General features: G+C 67.9%; 13 protein-coding genes. 4 read left to right on the plus strand and 9 right to left on the minus strand.

The window, feature by feature from the left end; genetic code table 11:
- Positions 1-8: 8 nt before the first annotated feature.
- The 3 genes from T8K17_RS08305 to T8K17_RS08315 are packed head-to-tail and all read right to left on the minus strand — an operon-like array spanning position 9 to position 3470.
- Complete coding sequence (locus T8K17_RS08305; RefSeq protein WP_322334031.1) at positions 9-1997, minus strand: GldG family protein; 1989 nt, start codon at positions 1995-1997, stop codon at positions 9-11.
- The gene (locus tag T8K17_RS08310; protein WP_322334032.1) at positions 1994-2740 is read right to left on the minus strand and encodes an ABC transporter permease subunit; all 747 of its coding nucleotides are present in this window, start codon (positions 2738-2740) and stop codon (positions 1994-1996) included. The genes T8K17_RS08305 and T8K17_RS08310 overlap by 4 nt, the downstream gene beginning before the upstream one ends.
- A complete protein-coding gene (locus T8K17_RS08315; RefSeq protein ID WP_322334033.1) occupies positions 2733-3470 on the minus strand; it encodes an ABC transporter ATP-binding protein in 738 nt (245 codons plus the stop codon). Before T8K17_RS08315 ends, T8K17_RS08310 begins: the two co-directional genes overlap by 8 nt.
- 113 nt (positions 3471-3583) lie before the next feature.
- Between T8K17_RS08315 and T8K17_RS08320 the strand changes: the two genes are divergently transcribed.
- Positions 3584-5308: an adenylate/guanylate cyclase domain-containing protein gene (locus tag T8K17_RS08320; RefSeq protein ID WP_322334034.1), complete on the plus strand. Its 1725-nt coding sequence runs from the start codon at positions 3584-3586 to the stop codon at positions 5306-5308.
- Between the two features lie 493 nt (positions 5309-5801).
- Here the strand turns inward: T8K17_RS08320 and cysS are convergent, their stop codons facing one another.
- The 4 genes from cysS to T8K17_RS08340 all read right to left on the minus strand — a co-directional run bounded on the left by cysS (position 5802) and on the right by T8K17_RS08340 (position 11003).
- Entirely contained in the window at positions 5802-7199 is a 1398-nt protein-coding gene (gene cysS / locus T8K17_RS08325) for a cysteine--tRNA ligase (protein ID WP_322334035.1), read from the minus strand.
- A 156-nt stretch (positions 7200-7355) separates the two neighbouring features.
- Complete coding sequence (gene gltX / locus T8K17_RS08330; RefSeq protein ID WP_322334036.1) at positions 7356-8699, minus strand: glutamate--tRNA ligase; 1344 nt, start codon at positions 8697-8699, stop codon at positions 7356-7358.
- Between the two features lie 43 nt (positions 8700-8742).
- Entirely contained in the window at positions 8743-10434 is a 1692-nt protein-coding gene (locus tag T8K17_RS08335; protein ID WP_322334037.1) for an NAD+ synthase, read from the minus strand.
- Positions 10435-10496: 62 nt separating this feature from the next.
- The gene (locus tag T8K17_RS08340) at positions 10497-11003 is read right to left on the minus strand and encodes a GNAT family N-acetyltransferase (RefSeq protein ID WP_322334038.1); all 507 of its coding nucleotides are present in this window, start codon (positions 11001-11003) and stop codon (positions 10497-10499) included.
- Positions 11004-11134: 131 nt separating this feature from the next.
- Between T8K17_RS08340 and T8K17_RS08345 the strand changes: the two genes are divergently transcribed.
- From T8K17_RS08345 to T8K17_RS08355, 3 genes are all read left to right on the plus strand, one after another.
- Positions 11135-12904: a chloride channel protein gene (locus tag T8K17_RS08345; protein ID WP_322334039.1), complete on the plus strand. Its 1770-nt coding sequence runs from the start codon at positions 11135-11137 to the stop codon at positions 12902-12904.
- Between the two features lie 349 nt (positions 12905-13253).
- A complete protein-coding gene (locus tag T8K17_RS08350; RefSeq protein ID WP_322334040.1) occupies positions 13254-15689 on the plus strand; it encodes an ATP-dependent helicase in 2436 nt (811 codons plus the stop codon).
- Positions 15690-15700: 11 nt separating this feature from the next.
- Entirely contained in the window at positions 15701-16576 is an 876-nt protein-coding gene (locus T8K17_RS08355) for a 50S ribosomal protein L11 methyltransferase (RefSeq protein ID WP_322334041.1), read from the plus strand.
- A gap of 85 nt (positions 16577-16661) precedes the next feature.
- On the opposite strand, the gene T8K17_RS08360 is transcribed toward T8K17_RS08355, so the two are convergent.
- Both T8K17_RS08360 and ligA read right to left on the minus strand, forming a co-directional pair.
- On the minus strand, positions 16662-17048 hold the full coding sequence (locus T8K17_RS08360; RefSeq protein WP_322334042.1) for a DUF1127 domain-containing protein: 387 nt from the start codon (positions 17046-17048) through the stop codon (positions 16662-16664).
- 237 nt (positions 17049-17285) lie between these two features.
- On the minus strand, positions 17286-19367 hold the full coding sequence (ligA, locus tag T8K17_RS08365; protein ID WP_322334043.1) for an NAD-dependent DNA ligase LigA: 2082 nt from the start codon (positions 19365-19367) through the stop codon (positions 17286-17288).
- Positions 19368-19378: the final 11 nt, after the last annotated feature.

The raw sequence follows: 19378 nt of genomic DNA on the forward strand, positions 1-19378 counted from the left end.
CAGCCTCCTCACGCGCCGGCGTCGGCGGTTTCGATCCGCCGCCGGCGCCGCCGTGCGCGGATGACGGACAGGACGAGGGCGAACAGCGCCACCAGGATCGGCATCAGCGCGATATTGACGAACTGCAGCTCGCGCTCCAGCCGCTCCACGTCGGAGCGCAGGGACGCCTGCACCCCGCGCAGCTCGCTGCGGATCCGCAGCACGTCGCCCTGAAGCTGGCGCATGGTGGCCTGCTCCTCTTCGCTCAGCACCACCGGTCCGCCGGTGGCGCCGTTGCGTTCGCGCAGGCTGCGCAGCTTCTTCTGGGTCTCGTCCAGGGTCTGGCGCAGTTCCTGCTCCTTCGCCTGGTAGGTGCGATCGGCCTCGCGCTTCAGCGTCTCCATGACCTCGAACGGCCGGTAGGTGCTGCCCTGGCCGCGCAGGTCGAGCAGCGCCGAGGAGCCGGTCATGGCGTCGAGCACGTTGGCGACGAAATCGCCGTTGCCCGCCCCCGGGATCGCCACCCGCTGGCCCTGGAAGTTCTGGTAGGTCACCCAGTACCGGTCGTCCAGCAGGTCGGTATCGGCGACCACGACCACGTCGATCGGTCCGTCCGATTTGTCGCGGACCACGTCGAAATCGTGGCGCAGCTCCGGATTGCCGCCCTCGATCGCCTCGGGCTGACCGTTCGGGAAGGCGGTCGGCGCCTCTCCGGTCAGCGTTCCGGCGATGACGAAGCGTTCCGGCCCGGCCTGGTAATCGTTCAGGAGCGCCTGGGGGTTCGGGCGCTGGGTGGCCACCTGCTTGACGTCGAACAGGGTCGAGCCGGGGCTCGAGGTCAGCAGCGGCTCCAGGGTGAGGGGCGAGCCGTCCTTGAGCTTCAGGTAGCCCGCACTGGCCACGGCGACGCTGTCCACCTGGGCGGTGATCGGCGAGTCCTTGTCCAGGTTCGGGCCGCGCAGCAGCAGCCAGGGCACATAGGTGACGTAGCCGGTGCCGGTCGCGTTGCCGACCCGGCGGCCGGCGAAGCGGTCGGCCACGACCTTGTCGGTCGGCATCTCCAGGCCCCAGGCGGCGAACATCTCGTCCAGGGCACTGGCCGCCCCGTTGACCGGGCCGTTCGCGGCCTGCCAGCCGTCGGCCTCGGAATAGGGGTCGACGAAGATCACCGCCTTGCCGCCACCGAGGATGTACTGGTCGATGGCGAAGCGGGTGCGCTCGGACAGCCGTTTGGGGTGGATGATCATCAGGATCGAGATGTCGTCGGGGATGACCTCGACCTCCTCGTCCAGCTCCTCGACCTCCAGGACCTCCTCGATCCGCGTGGTCACCAGGGCCGGCGGGAGATGTTCCGGCCGGCCGTTCTGGCCCATGCGCACGTCCATCGTGATCTTCTTGTTGCCGAGGATGCCGACCTTGCCGGTCGTCCCCTTCGACAGGGCGTAGATCATCTTGGTGATGTCGTATTCCAGGAACGCCTCGCGGTCCGGCTGGAAGAACGGCACCTGCTCCACGTCGTCGGTGGTGTTGGTGCCGACCAGGCCGAAGAACACGCTGCCGTCCACGCCTTCCAGCGAGACGGACTGAAGACCGAAGGACACCGCACGGTCCTCCACCGGAGTGAAGGGCTCCGGATCGTAGATCTCCAGCACGATCTTGCCGGCCGAGCGGTCGGCGTATTCCTGCAGCATGTCGCGCACCCGGTCGGCATAGACGCCGTAGTTCGGGTACTGGCTGCCCAGACGCTTGGAGTAATAGAACCGCAGGGTGATCGGCTCCTCCACCTCGCTCAGCACGCGCTGGGTGGCGGGCGACAGGGAGTAGAGCTGGTCCTGGGTCAGGTCGACCCGGAAGCTGGTCATCGAGAAGGCGGCCAGCACGTTGATCGAGATGAACAGGCCGGCCAGCAGGAACAGGGCGATGGCGGTCAGCCGGCCCTGGGAGCCCGGTCGGGGCTCCCGCTTCTTGCGCTTGCGGGCGTGCTTTCCGGCGGGGGCGTCGACGGTTGCCATGGTCATTCCGCCTTCTTCAGGTCGACGATCAGCGCATTGGCGGCCAGCGCCAGGACGATCACGGAAGCGAAGAAGATCGCATCGCGCAGATCGATGACGCCGCGGGCGATCGACTGGAAGTGGGTCAGGAAGCCGAAGCCGGCGACGATGTCGACCACGGTGTCCGGCAGGAAGGACCGGATCGCGTCCAGCACGACGTTGGAGCCGGCGAGAGTGAAGACGAACAGGACGGCCGTCGTCACCACGAAGGCGATGACCTGGTTCTTGGTGGTGGCCGAGATCATCGAGCCGACCGCCAGGAAGGCCCCCGCCATCAGCAGGCTGCCGATATAGGAGGCGGCGATCACCCCGTTATCCGGGTTGCCGAGCTCGTTGACCGTGATCCACAGCGGGAAGGTGAGCGCCAGGGCGATGCCGGTGAAGATCCAGGCGGCCAGGTATTTGCCGACCACCGCCTCGATCATGGTCACCGGCAGGGTCAGGAACAGCTCGATCGTGCCGGTCCGCCGCTCCTCCGCCCACAGCCGCATGGACAGCGCGGGGACCAGGAACAGGTAGAGCCACGGATGGAAGGTGAAGAACGGCTGCAGGTCGGCCTGACCGCGCCCCATCCAGCCGCCGACGAAGAAGGTCATCGCGCCGGCGAGGATCAGGAAGATGACGATGAAGATATAGGCGAGCGGCGTGGCGAAGTAGGCCTTCAGCTCTCGCGCCGTCACCAGCCAGACATTGCGCCCGGTCCTAGACATTGGCCGTCACCTCGCGGAATACGTCGTCCAGATTGCCGCTGGCGGAGCGGCCGCGCAGGTCGGCGGGGGTGCCGTCGGCGACGATCCGCCCGCGGGCGATGATCACCGCGCGGGTACACACCGCGTCGACCTCTTCCAGGATGTGGGTGGAGATCACGATCGCCTTGGTGGCGGCCATCTCCTGGATCAGCTTGCGGACCTCGAACTTCTGGTTCGGGTCGAGGCCGTCGGTCGGCTCGTCCAGGATCAGCACCGGCGGGTTGTGCAGCAGCGCCTGGGCCAGGCCGACCCGGCGCTTGAAGCCTTTGGACAGGGTCTCGATCGGCTGGTGCGCCACTTCGCGGAGCTGCGTCTTGGCCATGGCCGCCTCCACATGCTCCCGGCGCTCCGCCCCGTCGAAGCCGCGGACGGCGCCGATGAAGTCGAGGAATGCGATGACGGTCATGTCGGGATAGGCCGGCGCCCCTTCCGGCAGGTAGCCGATGGCACTCTTGGCGGCGATGGGATCGCTCAGAACGTTGTGGCCGCAGATGACCGCGGTGCCGGCATCCGGCGCCAGGAAGCCGCAGATCATTTTCATGGTCGTCGATTTTCCGGCGCCGTTCGGGCCGAGAAATCCGAGGACCTCCCCCTGTTCCAACTCGAAGCTGAGCCCGTCGACCGCGGTCTTTCGGGCATTGGCCGGTCCGAAACTCTTACTCAGTCCGCGCACGGACAATGCTGTCGTCATGGGACGCTCATTTGGTGTGCGTGACGTAACCGTTGGTTGGGTTCGTCATTTATCGAAATTACAGCGAAATTCAAGACATTAGGCTATTGTCCATGCGTGACGGGAGCAGAGCGATGACGGCAGTCGACACGCAGCGGCGGCTGAACCGCCCGGAACGGCGGATCTCCTGGTCGCCGATCATCTCCCGTCTCCGTCTTTATACCGGTCTGGTGCTGTTCACTTACGTGAGCGCACACTTGGTTAATCATGTGGCGGGATTGTGGTCGATCGCCGCGCTGGATGCCGGGCTCGCCCTGATCGAGGGTGTGGTGCGCACCCAGGCCGTATCGATCCTGCTCTACGGCAGCATCCTGCTGCACATGCTGATCGCCCTGCGGGCGATCTATTACCGCGACTCCCTGAAGGCGATGGCGGTGCCCGAGGTCGTTCAGCTCGCGCTGGGCCTGGCGATCCCGCTGCTGATCCTGCGCCACGTGCTGAGCAACCGGCTGATGCACGAGCTCTACGGGCTGGACGACGACCATACCTGGGTGCTGCTGAATCTCTGGGTGTTCGATCCGGTGGGCGCGCTGAACCAGTCGGCGGCCGTGCTGGTCGCCTGGGGGCATGGCTGCACCGGCCTGCACCTGTGGCTGCGCTATGCATCCTGGTACGACCGGGCGAAGCCGTGGCTGCTGTCGGCCGCGGTGCTGCTGCCGGCCCTGTCGCTCGCCGGCTTCGTCGCGGCCGGGATGACCGTGGCGGACCTGACGGCCACGCCGGGATGGCTGCCGCTGGCGATCCGGTCCGCAAACCTGCCCGACAACGAGACCATCGCCCTGTGGATCCAGCGGTTCGACGAGATCAAGGCCGGGTATGCGGTGGTGGTGGTCGCGGCCTTCGCCGCCCGCTGGATGCGCATGGCGTTGCACCGGCGCAGCCAGGGGGTGCGGGTAGGCTACGGCGCCGGTCGCTCCGTGCAGGCGATCCGGGGCATGACCCTGCTGGATGTCAGCCGGATGCACGGGATTCCCCACGCCTCGGTCTGTGGCGGTCGCGGGCGCTGCTCGACCTGCCGGGTGCGGGTGTCGCGCGGGCTGGAGAATCTGCCCCCGCCCGACGATGCGGAGGCCAAGGTGCTGCACCGGATCTCGGCGGCGCCGAACGTGCGGCTGGCCTGCCAGACGCGCGTGGTCGAGGATCTGGAGATCACGCCGTTGCTTCCGCCGCACAATACCGGCATGGCGGAAACCCGCGGCGGGCCGAGCTATCTGCAGGGGCGCGAGCTGGAGATCGCGGTGCTGTTCGCCGATATCCGCGGCTTCACCACCTTGTCGGAGGAGCGGCTGCCCTATGACGTGGTGTTCATCCTGAACCGGTACTTCGCCGAGATGGGGGCTGCGATCGAGGGGGCCGGCGGACGGATCGACAAATTCATCGGCGACGGGATCATGGCCCTGTTTGGCGTGAACGGCGACCCGGAGGAGGGCGCGCGCCAGGCGGTGGCGGCGGCGCGGGAGATGGCGCGGCGGCTCGTGGACCTGAACGAGTCCCTGGCCGGCGACCTGGAGGCGCCCCTGCGGATCGGCATCGGCCTGCATCTGGGTCCGGCCATCGTCGGCGAGATGGGCTACGGGCGGGTGCGCGGGGTGACGGCGGTGGGCGACACGGTGAACACCGCCAGCCGGCTGGAGTCCCTGACCAAGGAATTCGGCGCGCAGCTCATCGTGTCGGACGCGCTGGCGCGGGCCTCAGGGGTTGATTTCAGCCGCTACCCGAGCCATGAGATCGAGGTGAGGGGCCGAGACCAGGCGATGGCGATCCGGGTGATCGCCGATGCCACCGAGGTGGGGGTGTAGCGGGGCATTCCCTTACACTGAGCCCGCGGCGGTCGGCCCTTCGACACGCTCCCGGATCAAGTCCGGGTGCTGCTAAGGGCGAGGTCTTTAGGTCAGGGCGAGGTCTTTAGGTCAGGGCGAGGTCTCTAGGAAGGATAACTTTGACCTCGTCCTGAGCAGCCCCGGAGGGGCGTGTCGAAGGGCCGGGACCAGGCGATGGTGATCCACACGATGGCCGATGCGGCCGAGGTGGGGGTGTAGGGGGACTCGGCCCTCCTCTCACCCATCCGTCTCCCCGCTTCCGCGCCGGGGCCGAGAGTGACGCTTGCCGGCGCGTTTCGGGACAAACTCCAGCTCGCCAGCGGCCCCTAGCCTGGGTCCCGGCGCTAGGCCGGGAAGGCCTCAACTCTCAGGTTTGTCATCCCGAACTTGTTTCGGGACCTCATCCCGGACCGATGCCTAGTAGGTCCCGAAACGAGTTCGGGATGACGATAATGGTAAAATGGTGAGGGCCCTACCCCGCCCGCTTCCAGGTGGTGCCGCCGGCGCCGTCTTCCAGTTCGATGCCGCGGGCCTTCAACGCGTCGCGGATACGGTCGGCTTCCGCAAAATCCCTGGACTGGCGGGCGGCGACGCGGGCGGCGATCAGCGCCTCGATCTCCTCGGCGTCGTCGCCGGCCTCGCCCTTGAACCAGGCTTCCGTCTCGCCCTGGAGCAGACCGAGCAGCGCGCTCCAGTCCAGCAGCTTGCCCATCAGTTCCGGGATCTGCCGGTTGCGGCCCTTGTCCAGCGCGATGTTCAGCTCGCGGGCGATCTGATGCAGGGCGCTGACGGCCAGGGGCGTGTTCAGGTCGTCGCAGAGGGCGGCCAGCACCGGATTGTCGGTGCGGTCGAAGTTCCAGTCCGGATAGTGCCCGTCATTGGCCGCCCGGTGCAGGGCGCCGTACAGCTTGTCGAGCTGGGTCTTGGCTTCCTTCAGCCCGGCCTTCGAGAAGTCCAGCGGCTGGCGGTAATGGGCCGAGAGCAGCAGCAGGCGGATCGCCTCGCCGGGCCATTCCTCCAGCATGTCGTGGACGGTGTAGAAGTTGCCCAGCGACTTCGACATCTTCTCGCCTTCGACCGTCACGAAGCCGTTGTGCATCCAGTAATTCGCCATGGTCTCGTGGCCGAAGGCGCAGCGGGTCTGGGCGATCTCGTTCTCATGGTGCGGGAAGATCAGGTCGAGCCCGCCGCCATGGATGTCGAACACCTCGCCCAGATGCTCCGCCGCCATGGCCGAGCATTCGATGTGCCAGCCCGGCCGGCCGCGGCCCCAGGGACTGTCCCAGCCCGGCTGGTCCTCGGCACTCGGCTTCCACAGAACGAAATCGGCCGGGTCGCGCTTGTAGGGGGCGACGTCGACCCGGGCGCCGGCGATCATGTCGTCCCGGTCGCGGCGGGAGAGCTGGCCGTAATCCGCCATCGACGGCACGTTGAACAGCACGTGGCCCTCGGCGACATAGGCGTGGCCGCGCTCGATCAGCCGCTCGGTCAGCGCGATCATCTGGCCCACATGGCCGGTGGCGCGCGGCTGCACGTCCGGCCGGTTGACCCCGATCGCCGCCATGTCGGCGTTGTAGATCTCCGTCGTCTCGCCGGTCAGCGCCTCGATCTCGACCCCGCGCTCCTTGGCGCGGGTCATGATCTTGTCGTCGATATCGGTGATGTTGGCGACGTGGGTGACGTGCTCGGCACCGTAGAGATGGCGCAGCACGCGGATCAGCACGTCGAAGACCACGGCGGGCCGGGCGTTGCCCACATGGGCGTAGTCGTAGACCGTCGGGCCGCAGACATAGACGCGCACGTTCGACGGGTCGATCGGGGTGAAGACCTGCTTCTCGCGCAGGAGCGTATTGGTGATCTTGAGATCCATGTCTCGGACTCCGGTGGGTCTGGTTCAGGCTGTCGGCGGGCGCGAAAGCGCAGGCGCGATCAGCGACAGACCTCGGCCGTCGTGTAGAACGCTGTGCCGATCGACGTGAGCGGGCGGCGCGCGAACATGGATTCCTCTCGGTTAATCGGTGGGCGTCTAAGCCGTCTGGCCGCGCAGGCGGGAGACGACCCGCGCGCGACCGAGGAGAGGTAGCAGATCGCCGAGCTCCGGTCCACGCTCACGTCCGGTGAGCGCCTTGCGCAGCGGCATGAACAGGCCCTTGCCCTTGCGGCCGGTCTCCGCCTTCAGGGTGCCGGTCCACACCCCCCAGGTCTCGGCGGTCGGCTCGCCCTCCGGCAGCAGGTCGGCGGCGGCGGCGCAGAACGCCGTGTCGTCCTCGGCGATCACCGGCGGGACCGGCGTATTCACCACCACCCACCATTCGCCGGCCTCGGCCAGCTTGGCGATGTTGCCGCGCACCGCGTTCCAGAACGCCTCCCCGCCTTCCACGCCCAGATCGGCGAGGCGGCCGGCGATATCGGCATAGGCCGTCTCGTGCAGGATCTTGGCGTTCATCTGCGCCAGCTCGGCCGGATCGAAGCGCGGGGTGGCGCGTCCGTAGCGGGTGATGTCGAAGCCGTCCACCAGCCGATCCAGCGAGGTGGCGGCCACCACCTCGTTGGTGCCGAGCCCGGCGAGCAGGGAGTTGACCGCCATCGCCTCGAGCCCGTCGGTCTCGCGCAGATCCTGCAGGCTGAGGCTGCCCAGGCGCTTGGACAGGCCGGCGCCGTCGGCGCCGACGATCAGCGAGGTGTGGCCCAGCACCGGCGGCTCAGCGCCCAGCGCGCGGAAGAGCTGGATCTGGGTGGCCGAGTTGGTGACGTGGTCCTCGCCGCGGATGATGTGGGTGATCGCGAATTCGATGTCGTCCACCACCGAGGCCATGGAATAGACCGGGCTGCCATCGGCTCGGATCAGCACCGGGTCGGACTGGGAGGCCATGTCCTGCCGGCTCTCGCCGCGCACCAGGTCGTCCCAGGTGACCACCTCGTGGTCGAGCCTGAAGCGCCAGTGCGGCCGGATGCCCGCCGCTTCCTTGGCGGCCTTCTCGGCGTCGGTCAGGGACAGGGCGGCGCGGTCGTAGACCGGCGGCTTGCCGGCGGACAGCTGCTGCTTGCGCTTCAGCGCCAGTTCCTCGGCGGTCTCGTAGCAGGGGTAGAGCCGGCCCATCTGCTTTAGCCGCTCGGCCTCTTCGGCGTAGCGGTCGAGGCGGTCGGACTGGCGGGCGAACAGATCCCAGGTCAGGCCGAGCCAGTTCAGGTCGCGCTCGATCTTCTCGGCGAACTCGGCGGTGCTGCGCTCGAGGTCGGTATCGTCGGAGCGCAGCATGAACGCGCCGCCCTTCGCCCGGGCGAACAACCAGTTGATCAGCGCCTGACGGGTATTGCCGACGTGCAGAAGCCCCGTCGGGCTCGGCGCGAAACGGACGCGTACGGTCATGAGGTCCCCGTTGGGTCGGTGTGCCGCCTACTTGGCGATATGCCTATTCGGCCGCCTGCTGCGTCTTCTTCGGGCGGTAGACGCCGACGAACGCGTTGGTGATCGGGTAGCGCCGTTCCTTGCCGAAGGACCGGCTGGTCAGCTTCACGCCCGGCGGGGCCTGGCGGCGCTTGTACTCCGCGCGGTCCAGCAGGCGCCAGACCCGCAGCACGGTCTCGCTGTCGTAGCCCTTGGCGACGATGTCGGCGACCGGCGTCTCGTTCTCGATCAGCTCGGTCAGGATTCCGTCCAGCACCGGATAGGGCGGCAGGCTGTCCTCGTCCTTCTGGTCCGGGCGCAGCTCGGCCGAGGGGGGCTTGGTGATGATCCGCTCCGGCATCACCGCACCCTCGGGACCGAGGCAGTCGGCCGGTTTGTTGGCGTTGCGCCAGCGGCAGAGCTCGAACACGGTGGTCTTGTAGACGTCCTTGAGCACCGAATAGCCGCCGCACATGTCGCCGTAGAGGGTGGCGTAGCCGACCGACATTTCCGACTTGTTGCCGGTGGACAGCACCATGTGGCCGAACTTGTTGGACAGGGCCATCAGGGTGATGCCGCGCGAGCGCGCCTGGACGTTCTCCTCGGTGATGTCCGGCGACGTGCCGGCGAACTGGTCGGCCAGCATGGTCTCGAAGGCCTGCATCGCCGGGCCGATATTGATCGTCGTGTAGTCCACACCCAGCAGCTTCGCCGCGGCGGCGGCATCCTCCAGGCTGTGATCGCTGGTATAGGGCGAGGGCATCATCACGCAGCGGACTTTGTCCGGGCCGAGCGCGTCGACCGCCACAGCGGCGGACAGGGCGCTGTCGATGCCGCCGGACATGCCGAGGATGACGCCGGGGAAGCCGTTCTTGGTCACGTAATCGCGCAGGCCGACGACCATGGCGCGGTAGGTCGCCTCCAGCCCGGTCTTAGGCTCGACCGTCTGCGTCTTCGCACAGGACCAGCCGTCGGGACCGCGGGTCCAGGTCGTGGTGACGACCGCCTCTTCCCAGGCCGGCAGGGTGGCGGCGACGGTCCGGTCGGCATTCAGCACGAAGGAGGCGCCGTCGAACACCAGCTCGTCCTGGCCGCCCACCTGGTTGAGATAGACCATCGGCAGCCCGCTCTCGACCACGCGGGAGGTGGCGTGCTGCAGCCGGTTGTCGAGCTTCTGGCTGTCGAAGGGCGAGCCATTCGGCACCAGCAGCATCTCGCCGCCGGTCTCGCTGACGCATTCGACCACGTCGGGGGTCCAGATATCCTCGCAGATCGGTACGCCGATGCGCACGCCGCGCACGTCCATCGGACCCGGCATCGGGCCGGCGTCGAACACCCGCTTCTCGTCGAACACGCCGTAGTTCGGCAGGTCGACCTTGTATCGGGCGGCCTGGACCGTGCCGCCGTCGAGCAGCAGCAGCGCGTTGTACAGTTTGTCGCCCTCGGCCCAGGGCGCGCCGAGCAGAATCGCCGGGCCGCCATCGGCGGTCTCGGCGGCCAGCGCTTCCACCGCGTCGCGGATCTCGGCGACGAACATCGGCTTCAGGACCAGATCCTCCGGCGGATAGCCGCAGGCGTAGAGTTCCGGGGTCAGGATCACGTCCGCACCCTCGGCCGTCGCCTGGGCGCGCACGCGCCGCAGCTTGGCGAAATTACCCTCGACGTCGCCGACGCGCGGGTTGAGCTGGGCCAGGGTGATGATGAGCGTGTCTGTCATGGCGAAACAGTTAGCGCGCCCAGGGGGCGGGGGCAATGCGGATCAGGCGTAACGGGCGGTTGTCAGCCGCTGGATGCCAGGGTTTCCAGGTCGCTGCCGCCCACCGTATAGGGCAGCCAGGTACCGCTCCGGCTCAGGCCGAGGCGCGAGTAGAAGTCGCGGGCCTTGTTGTCGGTCTTCACCGAGAGGTCGAGCTTGACGCAGCCGTGATCGATCGCGACCCGGGCGAGCGAGGCCATCAGCCGGCGGCCGAGGCCGGTGCCGCGCAGGTCGCCGTCCACATACAGGTCCTCGACATACAGTTTCGGCCGGCCGGCCCAGGTCGAGTAGACGAAGTAATAGACCGCGAGGCCGACCGCCGTGCCGTCCGCCCGCTCGGCGATCATCGCCCGGAAGTAGGGGCGGTCGCCGCTGCCGTCCCGGCGCAGGTCGTCGGCGCTGCCGGTGACATAGTCGGCGGCCTCCTGCACCTGGGCCAGCGCGCGCACCAGGCCGCGGACGGTTTCGGCATCGTCGTCTCCGGTCTCCTCGGGAGCGCGGAAGCGGGCGGGTCTGATCGTGATGTCCATGCCTGTGATGCTATGCCCAGGCGGGCCGCGACGCCAACCGCTTTCCTTGGGACGCCGTCAGGTCTTTGACGGATCGCGGATCGTCGCTAAGCTGCCGTCTCTGTTGCGTTTCCCGGCGGGTCCCCGCATTCATGGCGAACCGGTACATCCAAGACTTGAAGCGGCTGGTCGGCAACGACCAGGTCGTCATGGCTGCCGTCGCGGTAGCGGTCGGCGGGGCTGCGGCCGGCGGCGCCATCGTTTTCCGCGAGTCCATCGATTTCCTGCAGCTGCTGTTCCTCGGCTTCCGATCCGACCGGGTGGCGACCTACGCCGCGGAGACGGAGTGGTGGCGGCTGATCCTGGCACCGGCGATCGGCGGGTTGCTGGTCGGTCTGTTCTGCAAGTTCGTGATGCCCGGCGGGCGACCCCAGGGCGTGGCCAACGTCATCGAATCCAGCGCCCTGCGGGCCGGGCGGATGTCCATGCGTCAGGGGCTTGGGGCCGCAATCATCAGCGCGACGTCGATCGGCTGCGGCGCGTCGGTCGGGCGTGAAGGTCCTGCGGTGCATCTGGGCGCGTCGCTGGCCAGTTTCCTTGGCCGCCAGCTCAACCTGACCCGCAGCCAGGCGCGTACCCTGCTGGGCTGCGGCGTGGCGAGCGCGGTGGCGGCCTCGTTCAACGCGCCGATCGCCGGGGTGTTCTTCGCCCTGGAAGTGGTGATCGGGCATTATGCGCTCTCGGCCTTCGCGCCGATCGTCATCGCCTCGGTCTTCGGCACGATCCTGTCGCGAATCTGGTTCGGCGACTTCCCCGCCTTCGAGGTGCCGGGCCATCACATCACCTCGTTCTTGGAATTCCCGGCCTTCGTCATCCTCGGCGGGGTCTGCGCCGTGGCCGCCGTGGCGCTGATGCGGGTCGCCGCCTTCGTCGAGGTGCAGGGGCAGCGCCTGCCGCTGCCCCGCTGGCTGCATCCGGCGGTGGCCGGGTTGGTGGTCGGCGTGGTCGCCCTGTGGTTCCCGGAGATCCTGGGCGTCGGCTACGAGGCGATGGACGGGGCTCTCAATGAGGTCGAGGGCTACGGCCTCGAGCTGATGCTGACCCTGGCGGTGCTGAAGATCCTGATGACGGCGCTCTGTCTCGGGGCCGGTTTCGGCGGTGGGGTGTTCTCGCCGTCGCTGTTCATCGGCGCGATGATCGGCGGCGCCTACGGGATCGTCGCCGCCATCCCGTTCCCGGACCTGGCCTCGGGCCACGGCGCCTACACGCTGATCGCCATGGGGGCGGTGGCGGCGGCCACGCTCGGGGCGCCGATCTCCACGATCCTGATGATTTTCGAGATGACCGGCGACTACAAGCTGACCGTCGGCGTGATGGTCGCGGTGGTCATCGCCTCGGTCATCACCCGGGTCTGGCACAGCCCGTCCTTCTTCACCGACCAGCTCCGGCGGCGGGGGGTGCATATCCATGGCGGCCACGACGTCACCGCCCTGCGCAACCTGAAGGTCCACGACCTGATGCAGCAGGATCACGTTTCGGTGAACAAGGATGCCGGGCTCGACAGCCTGCGCAATCGGCTGCGTCTGGCGCCGATGAACGAGCTGTTCGTGGTCGATTCGGAGGAGAAGCTGGTCGGCACCATCACCCTGGCGGATCTGGGCGAGGTGGCCTTCGACCTGTCCCATGACCGCGAGTACACGGCGATCGACCTGGCGCGCAAGCATCCGCCCTTCCTGGAGATCGGCGACGATGTGGAGAAGGCGATCCGACGGTTCTCGGAAGCCGAGGAAGGGCTGCTGGCGGTGGTCGACTCGGCCGAGCGGATGCGGCTGATCGGCTGCCTGCACGAGCGCGACGTGATGCGGGCCTACAACCAGGCGCTCATCACCCAGCAGGCCGAGGAACACGGCGAGACGATCTGACAGCGCTGCGTCGATGTAAGGCTGCGTGGATGTAAGTACGGGGGGTGCCGAAGCACCCCCCGTTTCCCCGTGAACCGCAGGCACATGGGACCGGCTCAAGACTGCACCGAGCGATCCGGGGGAATCCGCTCATGGGCCGGACGGCCTGGGCCGCCAGCCTGCAACTTACCCTACGAGGTAACCCGCGATCTGGATTTGTAAGGCAAACGTTATAATAAAAGGTTAAATTCGATTAATGTCGCAATCCTGTTTGTAGGGACGATCCGGCGGCGGTTCGAGGCCGGGCCGAGGCACCAGCCGTGCGACTTAGGCCTGCGGATCGCCCCTCGGAATGCTATATGCTGGGGTCATGGCGGATCTGTTTTCAAAAGACGATGACGGCGGGATCGACCCGGCGGCGTACCGGCGTCCTTCCGGTCCGGCCCCGGCCTATCCCGGCCCTGGACATGTACCGGCGATCGGCGCGCGCGGCGGCTATCTCGACGGGTTGAACGAGGGCCAGAGGGCGGCGGTGGACGCGCTGGACGGACCGGTGCTGGTGCTGGCCGGGGCCGGTACCGGCAAGACGCGGGTGCTGACGACACGGCTGTCCCACCTGATGGCGATGGGCAAGGCCAAGCCCTGGAACGTGCTGGCGGTGACCTTCACCAACAAGGCCGCGCGAGAGATGAAGGAGCGGGTCGGCCGAATCGTCGGCCCGGCGGCGGAGCAGGTCTGGCTCGGCACCTTCCACGCGCTCTGCGCCCGCATCCTGCGCCGCCACGCCGAGCTGGTGGGGCTGAAGTCGAACTTCACCATCCTCGACACCGACGACCAGATCCGGCTGCTGAAGCAGGTGCTCCAGGCCGAGAACGTGGACGACAAGCGCTGGCCCGCCCGCGTGGTGATGGGCGTGCTGCAACGGTGGAAGGATCGGGGCCTGACCCCCGACAAGATCGGCGTGGCCGAGGCCGGCGACATGGCCGGCGGCAAGCTGCAGGACATCTACAGGCAGTATCAGGACCGGCTGACCACCCTGAACGCCGCCGATTTCGGCGACCTGCTGCTGCACTGCCTGACCCTGTTCCAGACCCGTCCCGAGGTGCTGCAGCAGTACCAGACCCAGTTCCGCTACATCCTGGTGGACGAGTATCAGGACACCAACGTCGCCCAGTATCTCTGGCTGCGGCTGCTGGCCCAGAGCCACAGGAACATCTGCTGCGTGGGCGATGACGACCAGTCGATCTACGGCTGGCGCGGGGCCGAGATCGGCAACATCCTGAAGTTCGAGAAGGACTTTCCCGGCGCCAAGGTCGTCCGGCTGGAGCAGAACTACCGCTCCACCTCACGCATCCTGGCCGCCGCCTCCGACCTGATCGCCCATAATGAGGGGCGGCTCGGCAAGACCCTGTGGACCGAGGGTGCGGACGGCGACCAGCTCACCGTGCGCGGCGTATGGGACGGCGAGGAGGAGGCAAGGGTCGTCGGCGACCGGATCGAGGATTATCAGCGCGCCAAGGTGCCGCTGCGCGAGATGGCGGTGCTGGTCCGCGCCGGCTTCCAGACCCGCGAATTCGAAGAGCGGCTGATCACGCTGGGCGTGCCCTATCGGGTGGTCGGCGGCGCCCGGTTCTACGAGCGCAAGGAGATCCGCGACGCCATCGCCTATCTGCGGGTGATCGCCCAGCCGGATGACGACCTCGCCTTCGAGCGGATTATCAACACTCCCGCCCGCGGCATCGGCAAGACCACCGAGCAGGTGCTGTTCCAGCACGCCCGCTCCACCAACATCCCGCTCACCATCGCCGCTGAACAGCTTGTGCAGAGCGACGAGCTGAAACCGGCGGCGCGCCGGGCGGTCGGCGGGTTGATGGGCGATTTCGCGCGCTGGCGCGAGGCGTCGCAGAGCGAGGATCCCTCCGACCTCGCCCGCATGGTGCTGGACGAGAGCGGCTATACCGCCGCGCTGCAGAAGGACAAGTCGCCGGAAGCGCCGGGCCGCCTGGAGAACCTGAAGGAACTGGTCACCGCCCTGGAGGAGTTCGAGAGCCTGGGCGGGTTCCTGGAGCACATCTCCCTGGTGATGGAGAATGCCGAGGCCGCCGATGGCGAGCAGGTCAGCCTGATGACCCTGCACGCGGCCAAGGGCCTGGAGTTCGACGTGGTCTTCCTGCCGGGCTGGGAGGAGGGGATGTTCCCGAACCAGCGCGCCCTGGACGAGAACGGGGCGGCCGGCCTGGAGGAGGAGCGGCGGCTCGCCTATGTCGGCCTGACCCGGGCGCGCAAGAAGGTGGAGATCGTCTTCGCCGCCAACCGCCGTGTGCACGGACTGTGGCAAAGCGCCATCCCGTCGCGCTTCGTCTCCGAGCTGCCGAGCGAACATGTTGAGATGATCAGCGAGGCCGGGCTCTACGGCTCGGGCAGCAGCGGCTACGGCGCCGGCGGCTACGGTTATGGCGGCGGTCGCACCGGCTACGGGCGCGGCGACGGCATGAGCTACGACCGCGACGACGACGCCAAGCTTCCCACCTGGGACAGCGCCGGACGCGCCGGCAAGGTGGCCGGCCGTGGCCCCGGCTACATGCGGCGCGGCGGCGGATCGATCCGCACCCGCGCGCCGGTGATCGACGGCGAGGGCTATACGGTCGACCGATCCAAGCCGGCGAAATACGCCGTGGACGAGCGGGTGTTCCACCAGAAATTCGGCATGGGCACCGTCACCAAGGTCGACGGCGACAAGCTGGAAGTCGAATTCGACCACGCCGGGCACAAGAACGTGGTCGACACCTTCGTCTCCAAGCCGTAAATCCGGCGTCCATGAGCTCTCTTTGGCGCATTGCCCTTACCGTGCCGGCCAAGGCTTCAGAAGTCGTGGCCGATGCCCTGTCGCCTTTCGTGTCCGCCGTGACCGCGCTGGAGGATTCCCCCGGCGGCACCTGGACGGTCGAAGGGATTTCCGAGGACGAGCCCGAGCGGCCGGCGATCGTCGCCGCCCTGGCTTTGGCCGCCGCGACGGTCGGCACGCCGCCGCCGGACACGGTGATCGAGCCGCTGCCGGACGTCGACTGGCTGGCGCTGAACCGGCAGTCCTTCCCGCCGATCCGAGAGGGTCGTGTGTGGATCCGCGGCTCCCATGTGGAGGAGGCCGCACCGGCCTCCAGCGTGGAGCTGCTGATCGACGCCGCCCGCGCCTTCGGTTCCGGCAGCCATCCGACCACTGCGCTCTGCCTGCGGGCGATTCAGGATCTGGTGAAGCGGCGCACGCCGCGCAACGTGCTGGACCTCGGCTGCGGCTCCGGCATCCTGGCGATGGCGCTGGCCAAGCTGGTGCCCTCGGCCCGGACCCTGGCGGTCGATCTCGATCCGGTGTCGGTGGCGACCGCGCAGGAGAACGCGCAGATGAACCGGGTCGCCCGGCGGATCGAGACCCGGGTTTCCAACGGCTGGCGCTCGCCGGCGGTGCGGGCGAAGGCGCCGTTCGATCTGGTGGTGGCGAATATCCTGGCGGGGCCGCTGGCGGAGATGGCGCCGTCCCTGAAGCGCGGCCTCGAGCCGGGTGGCATCGCCATCCTGTCGGGCCTGCTGAACCAGCAGGAGCGTTGGGTCATTTCGGTGCACCGGACCCAGGGGCTGCGGCTGATCCGGCGTTACCGGCGCAACGGCTGGAGCGCGCTGGTCTTCGCCCGTAGCTGATCGTTCATACCGCAGTGCACAAAAAGCAACGGCCGGCACACGAGGTGCCGGCCGTTTTGCATCAGGCCGCTCTAGGGGGAGCGGGTCAGGCGGCGTGACGCACGTCGGTATTCGCGGCGGTGCCGAGGGTCGTGGCGCGCAGGTGCGGCTCGACCGGATTGGCGGTCTTCGGCGCCACGGCGGTGGCATAGCTCTCGCTCGGGGTGCCGACGACTTCGACATCGACGCGGCGGACAACGCCGGCCCGCAGGGCGGACAGGTCGATGCCGATATCGGCGAGCATGCGCGGGCTCAGGTCCTCGACCGCCGCCATCGTGCGGCGGTGGGCCAGGCTGGCGCCGAGGCTGCGGAAGCCGCGGACGATCAGGCCACGGATGTAGGCGCTCTGCATGGCCCGGGCCCGAGCGACCAGCGCGGACGGGTCCTCCGGCAGAGCCGAAGACACGCGCAGGATATCGTTCTGGGTGGACATCGGGTTTCTCCTTGGAACATCAGACCGGGTCACTGCCCGGCTGTTACTGTCCCTAATCTGGTCAGAAACGCGCGGCGCACCACGCAAAGTTTTGCGCTGCAGCATTGCGTTTGACGCATACCTATGGGTGTTAGGTATGCGTTAACCAGCCATCAGACATGCGAGAAAGAAAATTACGCCGCGGCGCGCATTGGCAAACCGGCGCAGCAATTCTCATGGCGTGGGAGAGTTGAGGCGTTACCCGCCGATCAGGGCGAGCCATTCATCTTCGCTGAGCGTCGCGACGCCGAGCGCTTCAGCCTTCGCCGCTTTCGAGCCGGCATCTGCGCCGACGACCACGTAATCGGTCTTTTTCGACACCGAACCCGCCACCTTCGCGCCCAGGGACTCCGCCTTGGCCTTGGCCTCGCTGCGACCCACGGTCTGCAGGGTGCCGGTGAAGACCACGGTCTTGCCGGCGATCGGGCTGTCGGCGGCGGTCGGCGCCTTGAACGCCTCGATCGTCAGTTCTTTGTCGAGATCGTCCAGCACCTGGCCGTTATGGTCCTCGCTGAAGAAGTCGGTCAGGTCCTGGGCCACCGCACTGCCGATCTGGTCGATGTTGATCAGGTCGGCATAGGCTTCGCTCTCCGGGTCGGCCGCCGCGGCCATGGCCTGACGCAGGGCGTCCAGGGTGCCGTAATGGGTCGCCAGCAGCCGGGCGGTGGCCTGGCCGACCTGACGGATCCCCAGCGCATAGACGAACCGGTCCAGGCTGATCGTGCGCCGCTCCTCGATCGCCGCCAGCAACTTGTCGGTCGAGGCGATCCTCGTGCCTTCCCGGCCGATCAGTTTGCGGCGGTGGTCCTTCAGGCGGAAGATGCTGCCCGGACTGTCGATCAGTCCGTCCTCGTAATAGGCCTGGATCTGCTTGGCGCCGAGGCCTTCGATGTCGAAGGCGTCGCGGCTGACAAAATGCTTCAGCCGCTCGACCGCCTGGGCCGGGCAGATCAGGCCGCCGGTGCAGCGGCGCACCGCCTCGCCCTCGGGCCGCGGCGCCTCGGAGCCGCAGCGCGGGCAATGGTCGGGGAAGACGTATTCCTGCGAGTCCTTGGGCCGCTTCTCGGTGACGACGCGCACCACCTGGGGGATCACGTCGCCGGCACGCTGGATCACCACGGTGTCGCCGACCCGGATGTCCTTGCGCCGGATCTCGTCCTCGTTGTGCAGGGTCGCGTTGGTGACGGTCACACCGCCCACCTTCACCGGCTCCAGCCGGGCGACGGGGGTGAGCGCGCCGGTGCGGCCAACCTGGATGTCGATCTCGCGCAGCACCGTCTCGGCCTGTTCGGCCTTGAACTTATGGGCGATGGCCCAGCGCGGCGCGCGGCTGACCATGCCGAGCCGCTGCTGCCAGTCGAGCCGGTCGACCTTGTAGACCACCCCGTCGATGTCATAGGGCAGGTCGTGTCGTCCCTCGCCGATCCGGGCATAGACCGCCAGGGCCGCGTCGGCCGTCTCGCACAGCTCGGAGAGCGGATTGGTGGTGAAGCCCCAGGCCTCCAGCTTCTCCAGGAACTCGTGGTGGGTGCCGGCGAAATCCTCGCTGATCTCGCCCCAGGAATAGGCGAAGAAGCGCAGCGGCCGCGACCGGGTGATTTCCGGGTCGAGCTGGCGCAGGGAGCCGGCGGCCGCGTTGCGCGGATTGGCGAAGATCTTCGATCCGGCCTCGGCCTGGCGCTCGTTCAGGGCAACGAAGTCGTCCTTGGTCATGTAGACCTCGCCGCGCACCTCCAGCACGTCGGGCACGCCTTTCGGCAGGGTCTTGGGGATGTCGTCGACGGTTTCCAGATTGCGGGTGATGTTCTCGCCCTCGGTGCCGTCGCCGCGGGTCGCCCCCTGGACCAGCTTGCCCTTCTCGTAGCGCAGGGAGGCCGACAGACCGTCGATCTTCGGCTCGGCCATCAGGGCGACGGTCTCCTCCTCGCCGAGGCTCAGGAAGCGGCGCACCCGGCGCTCGAACTCGCGGACGTCCTCCTCGTCGAAGGCATTGGCCAGCGACAGCATCGGCCGGGAATGGCGGACCTTGGCGAAGCCCTCGGCCGGGCCGGGGGCGACCCGCTCGCTCGGGCTGTCCTCCCGCTTCAGGTCGGGGAAGCGCTCCTCGATCGCCTGATTGCGCCGGCGCAGGGCGTCGTATTCCGCGTCGGTCAGGTCCGGCGCGTCCTCCTGGTGATAGAGACGGTCGGCCTCGGCGATGGCGTCGGACAGGCGGGCCAGTTCGGCCTTGGCCTCGGCTTCGGTCAGGTCTTCGACGGCCTTGGTCTCGATGTCGCTCATGCGGGTCGGTG

The sequence above is a fragment of the Thalassobaculum sp. OXR-137 genome (genome assembly GCF_034377285.1).
Classification (GTDB): domain Bacteria; phylum Pseudomonadota; class Alphaproteobacteria; order Thalassobaculales; family Thalassobaculaceae; genus Thalassobaculum.

Coding starts and splice junctions, on each gene's coding strand:
- T8K17_RS08335 (WP_322334037.1), bottom strand. CDS start 10,434: ATGACAGACACGCTCATCATCACCCTGGCCCAGCTCAACCCGCGCGTC.
- T8K17_RS08305 (WP_322334031.1), bottom strand. CDS start 1,997: ATGACCATGGCAACCGTCGACGCCCCCGCCGGAAAGCACGCCCGCAAG.
- T8K17_RS08320 (WP_322334034.1), top strand. CDS start 3,584: ATGACGGCAGTCGACACGCAGCGGCGGCTGAACCGCCCGGAACGGCGG.
- T8K17_RS08345 (WP_322334039.1), top strand. CDS start 11,135: ATGGCGAACCGGTACATCCAAGACTTGAAGCGGCTGGTCGGCAACGAC.
- ligA (WP_322334043.1), bottom strand. CDS start 19,367: ATGAGCGACATCGAGACCAAGGCCGTCGAAGACCTGACCGAAGCCGAG.
- T8K17_RS08310 (WP_322334032.1), bottom strand. CDS start 2,740: ATGTCTAGGACCGGGCGCAATGTCTGGCTGGTGACGGCGCGAGAGCTG.
- T8K17_RS08340 (WP_322334038.1), bottom strand. CDS start 11,003: ATGGACATCACGATCAGACCCGCCCGCTTCCGCGCTCCCGAGGAGACC.
- T8K17_RS08315 (WP_322334033.1), bottom strand. CDS start 3,470: ATGACGACAGCATTGTCCGTGCGCGGACTGAGTAAGAGTTTCGGACCG.
- cysS (WP_322334035.1), bottom strand. CDS start 7,199: ATGGATCTCAAGATCACCAATACGCTCCTGCGCGAGAAGCAGGTCTTC.
- T8K17_RS08360 (WP_322334042.1), bottom strand. CDS start 17,048: ATGTCCACCCAGAACGATATCCTGCGCGTGTCTTCGGCTCTGCCGGAG.
- gltX (WP_322334036.1), bottom strand. CDS start 8,699: ATGACCGTACGCGTCCGTTTCGCGCCGAGCCCGACGGGGCTTCTGCAC.
- T8K17_RS08355 (WP_322334041.1), top strand. CDS start 15,701: ATGAGCTCTCTTTGGCGCATTGCCCTTACCGTGCCGGCCAAGGCTTCA.
- T8K17_RS08350 (WP_322334040.1), top strand. CDS start 13,254: ATGGCGGATCTGTTTTCAAAAGACGATGACGGCGGGATCGACCCGGCG.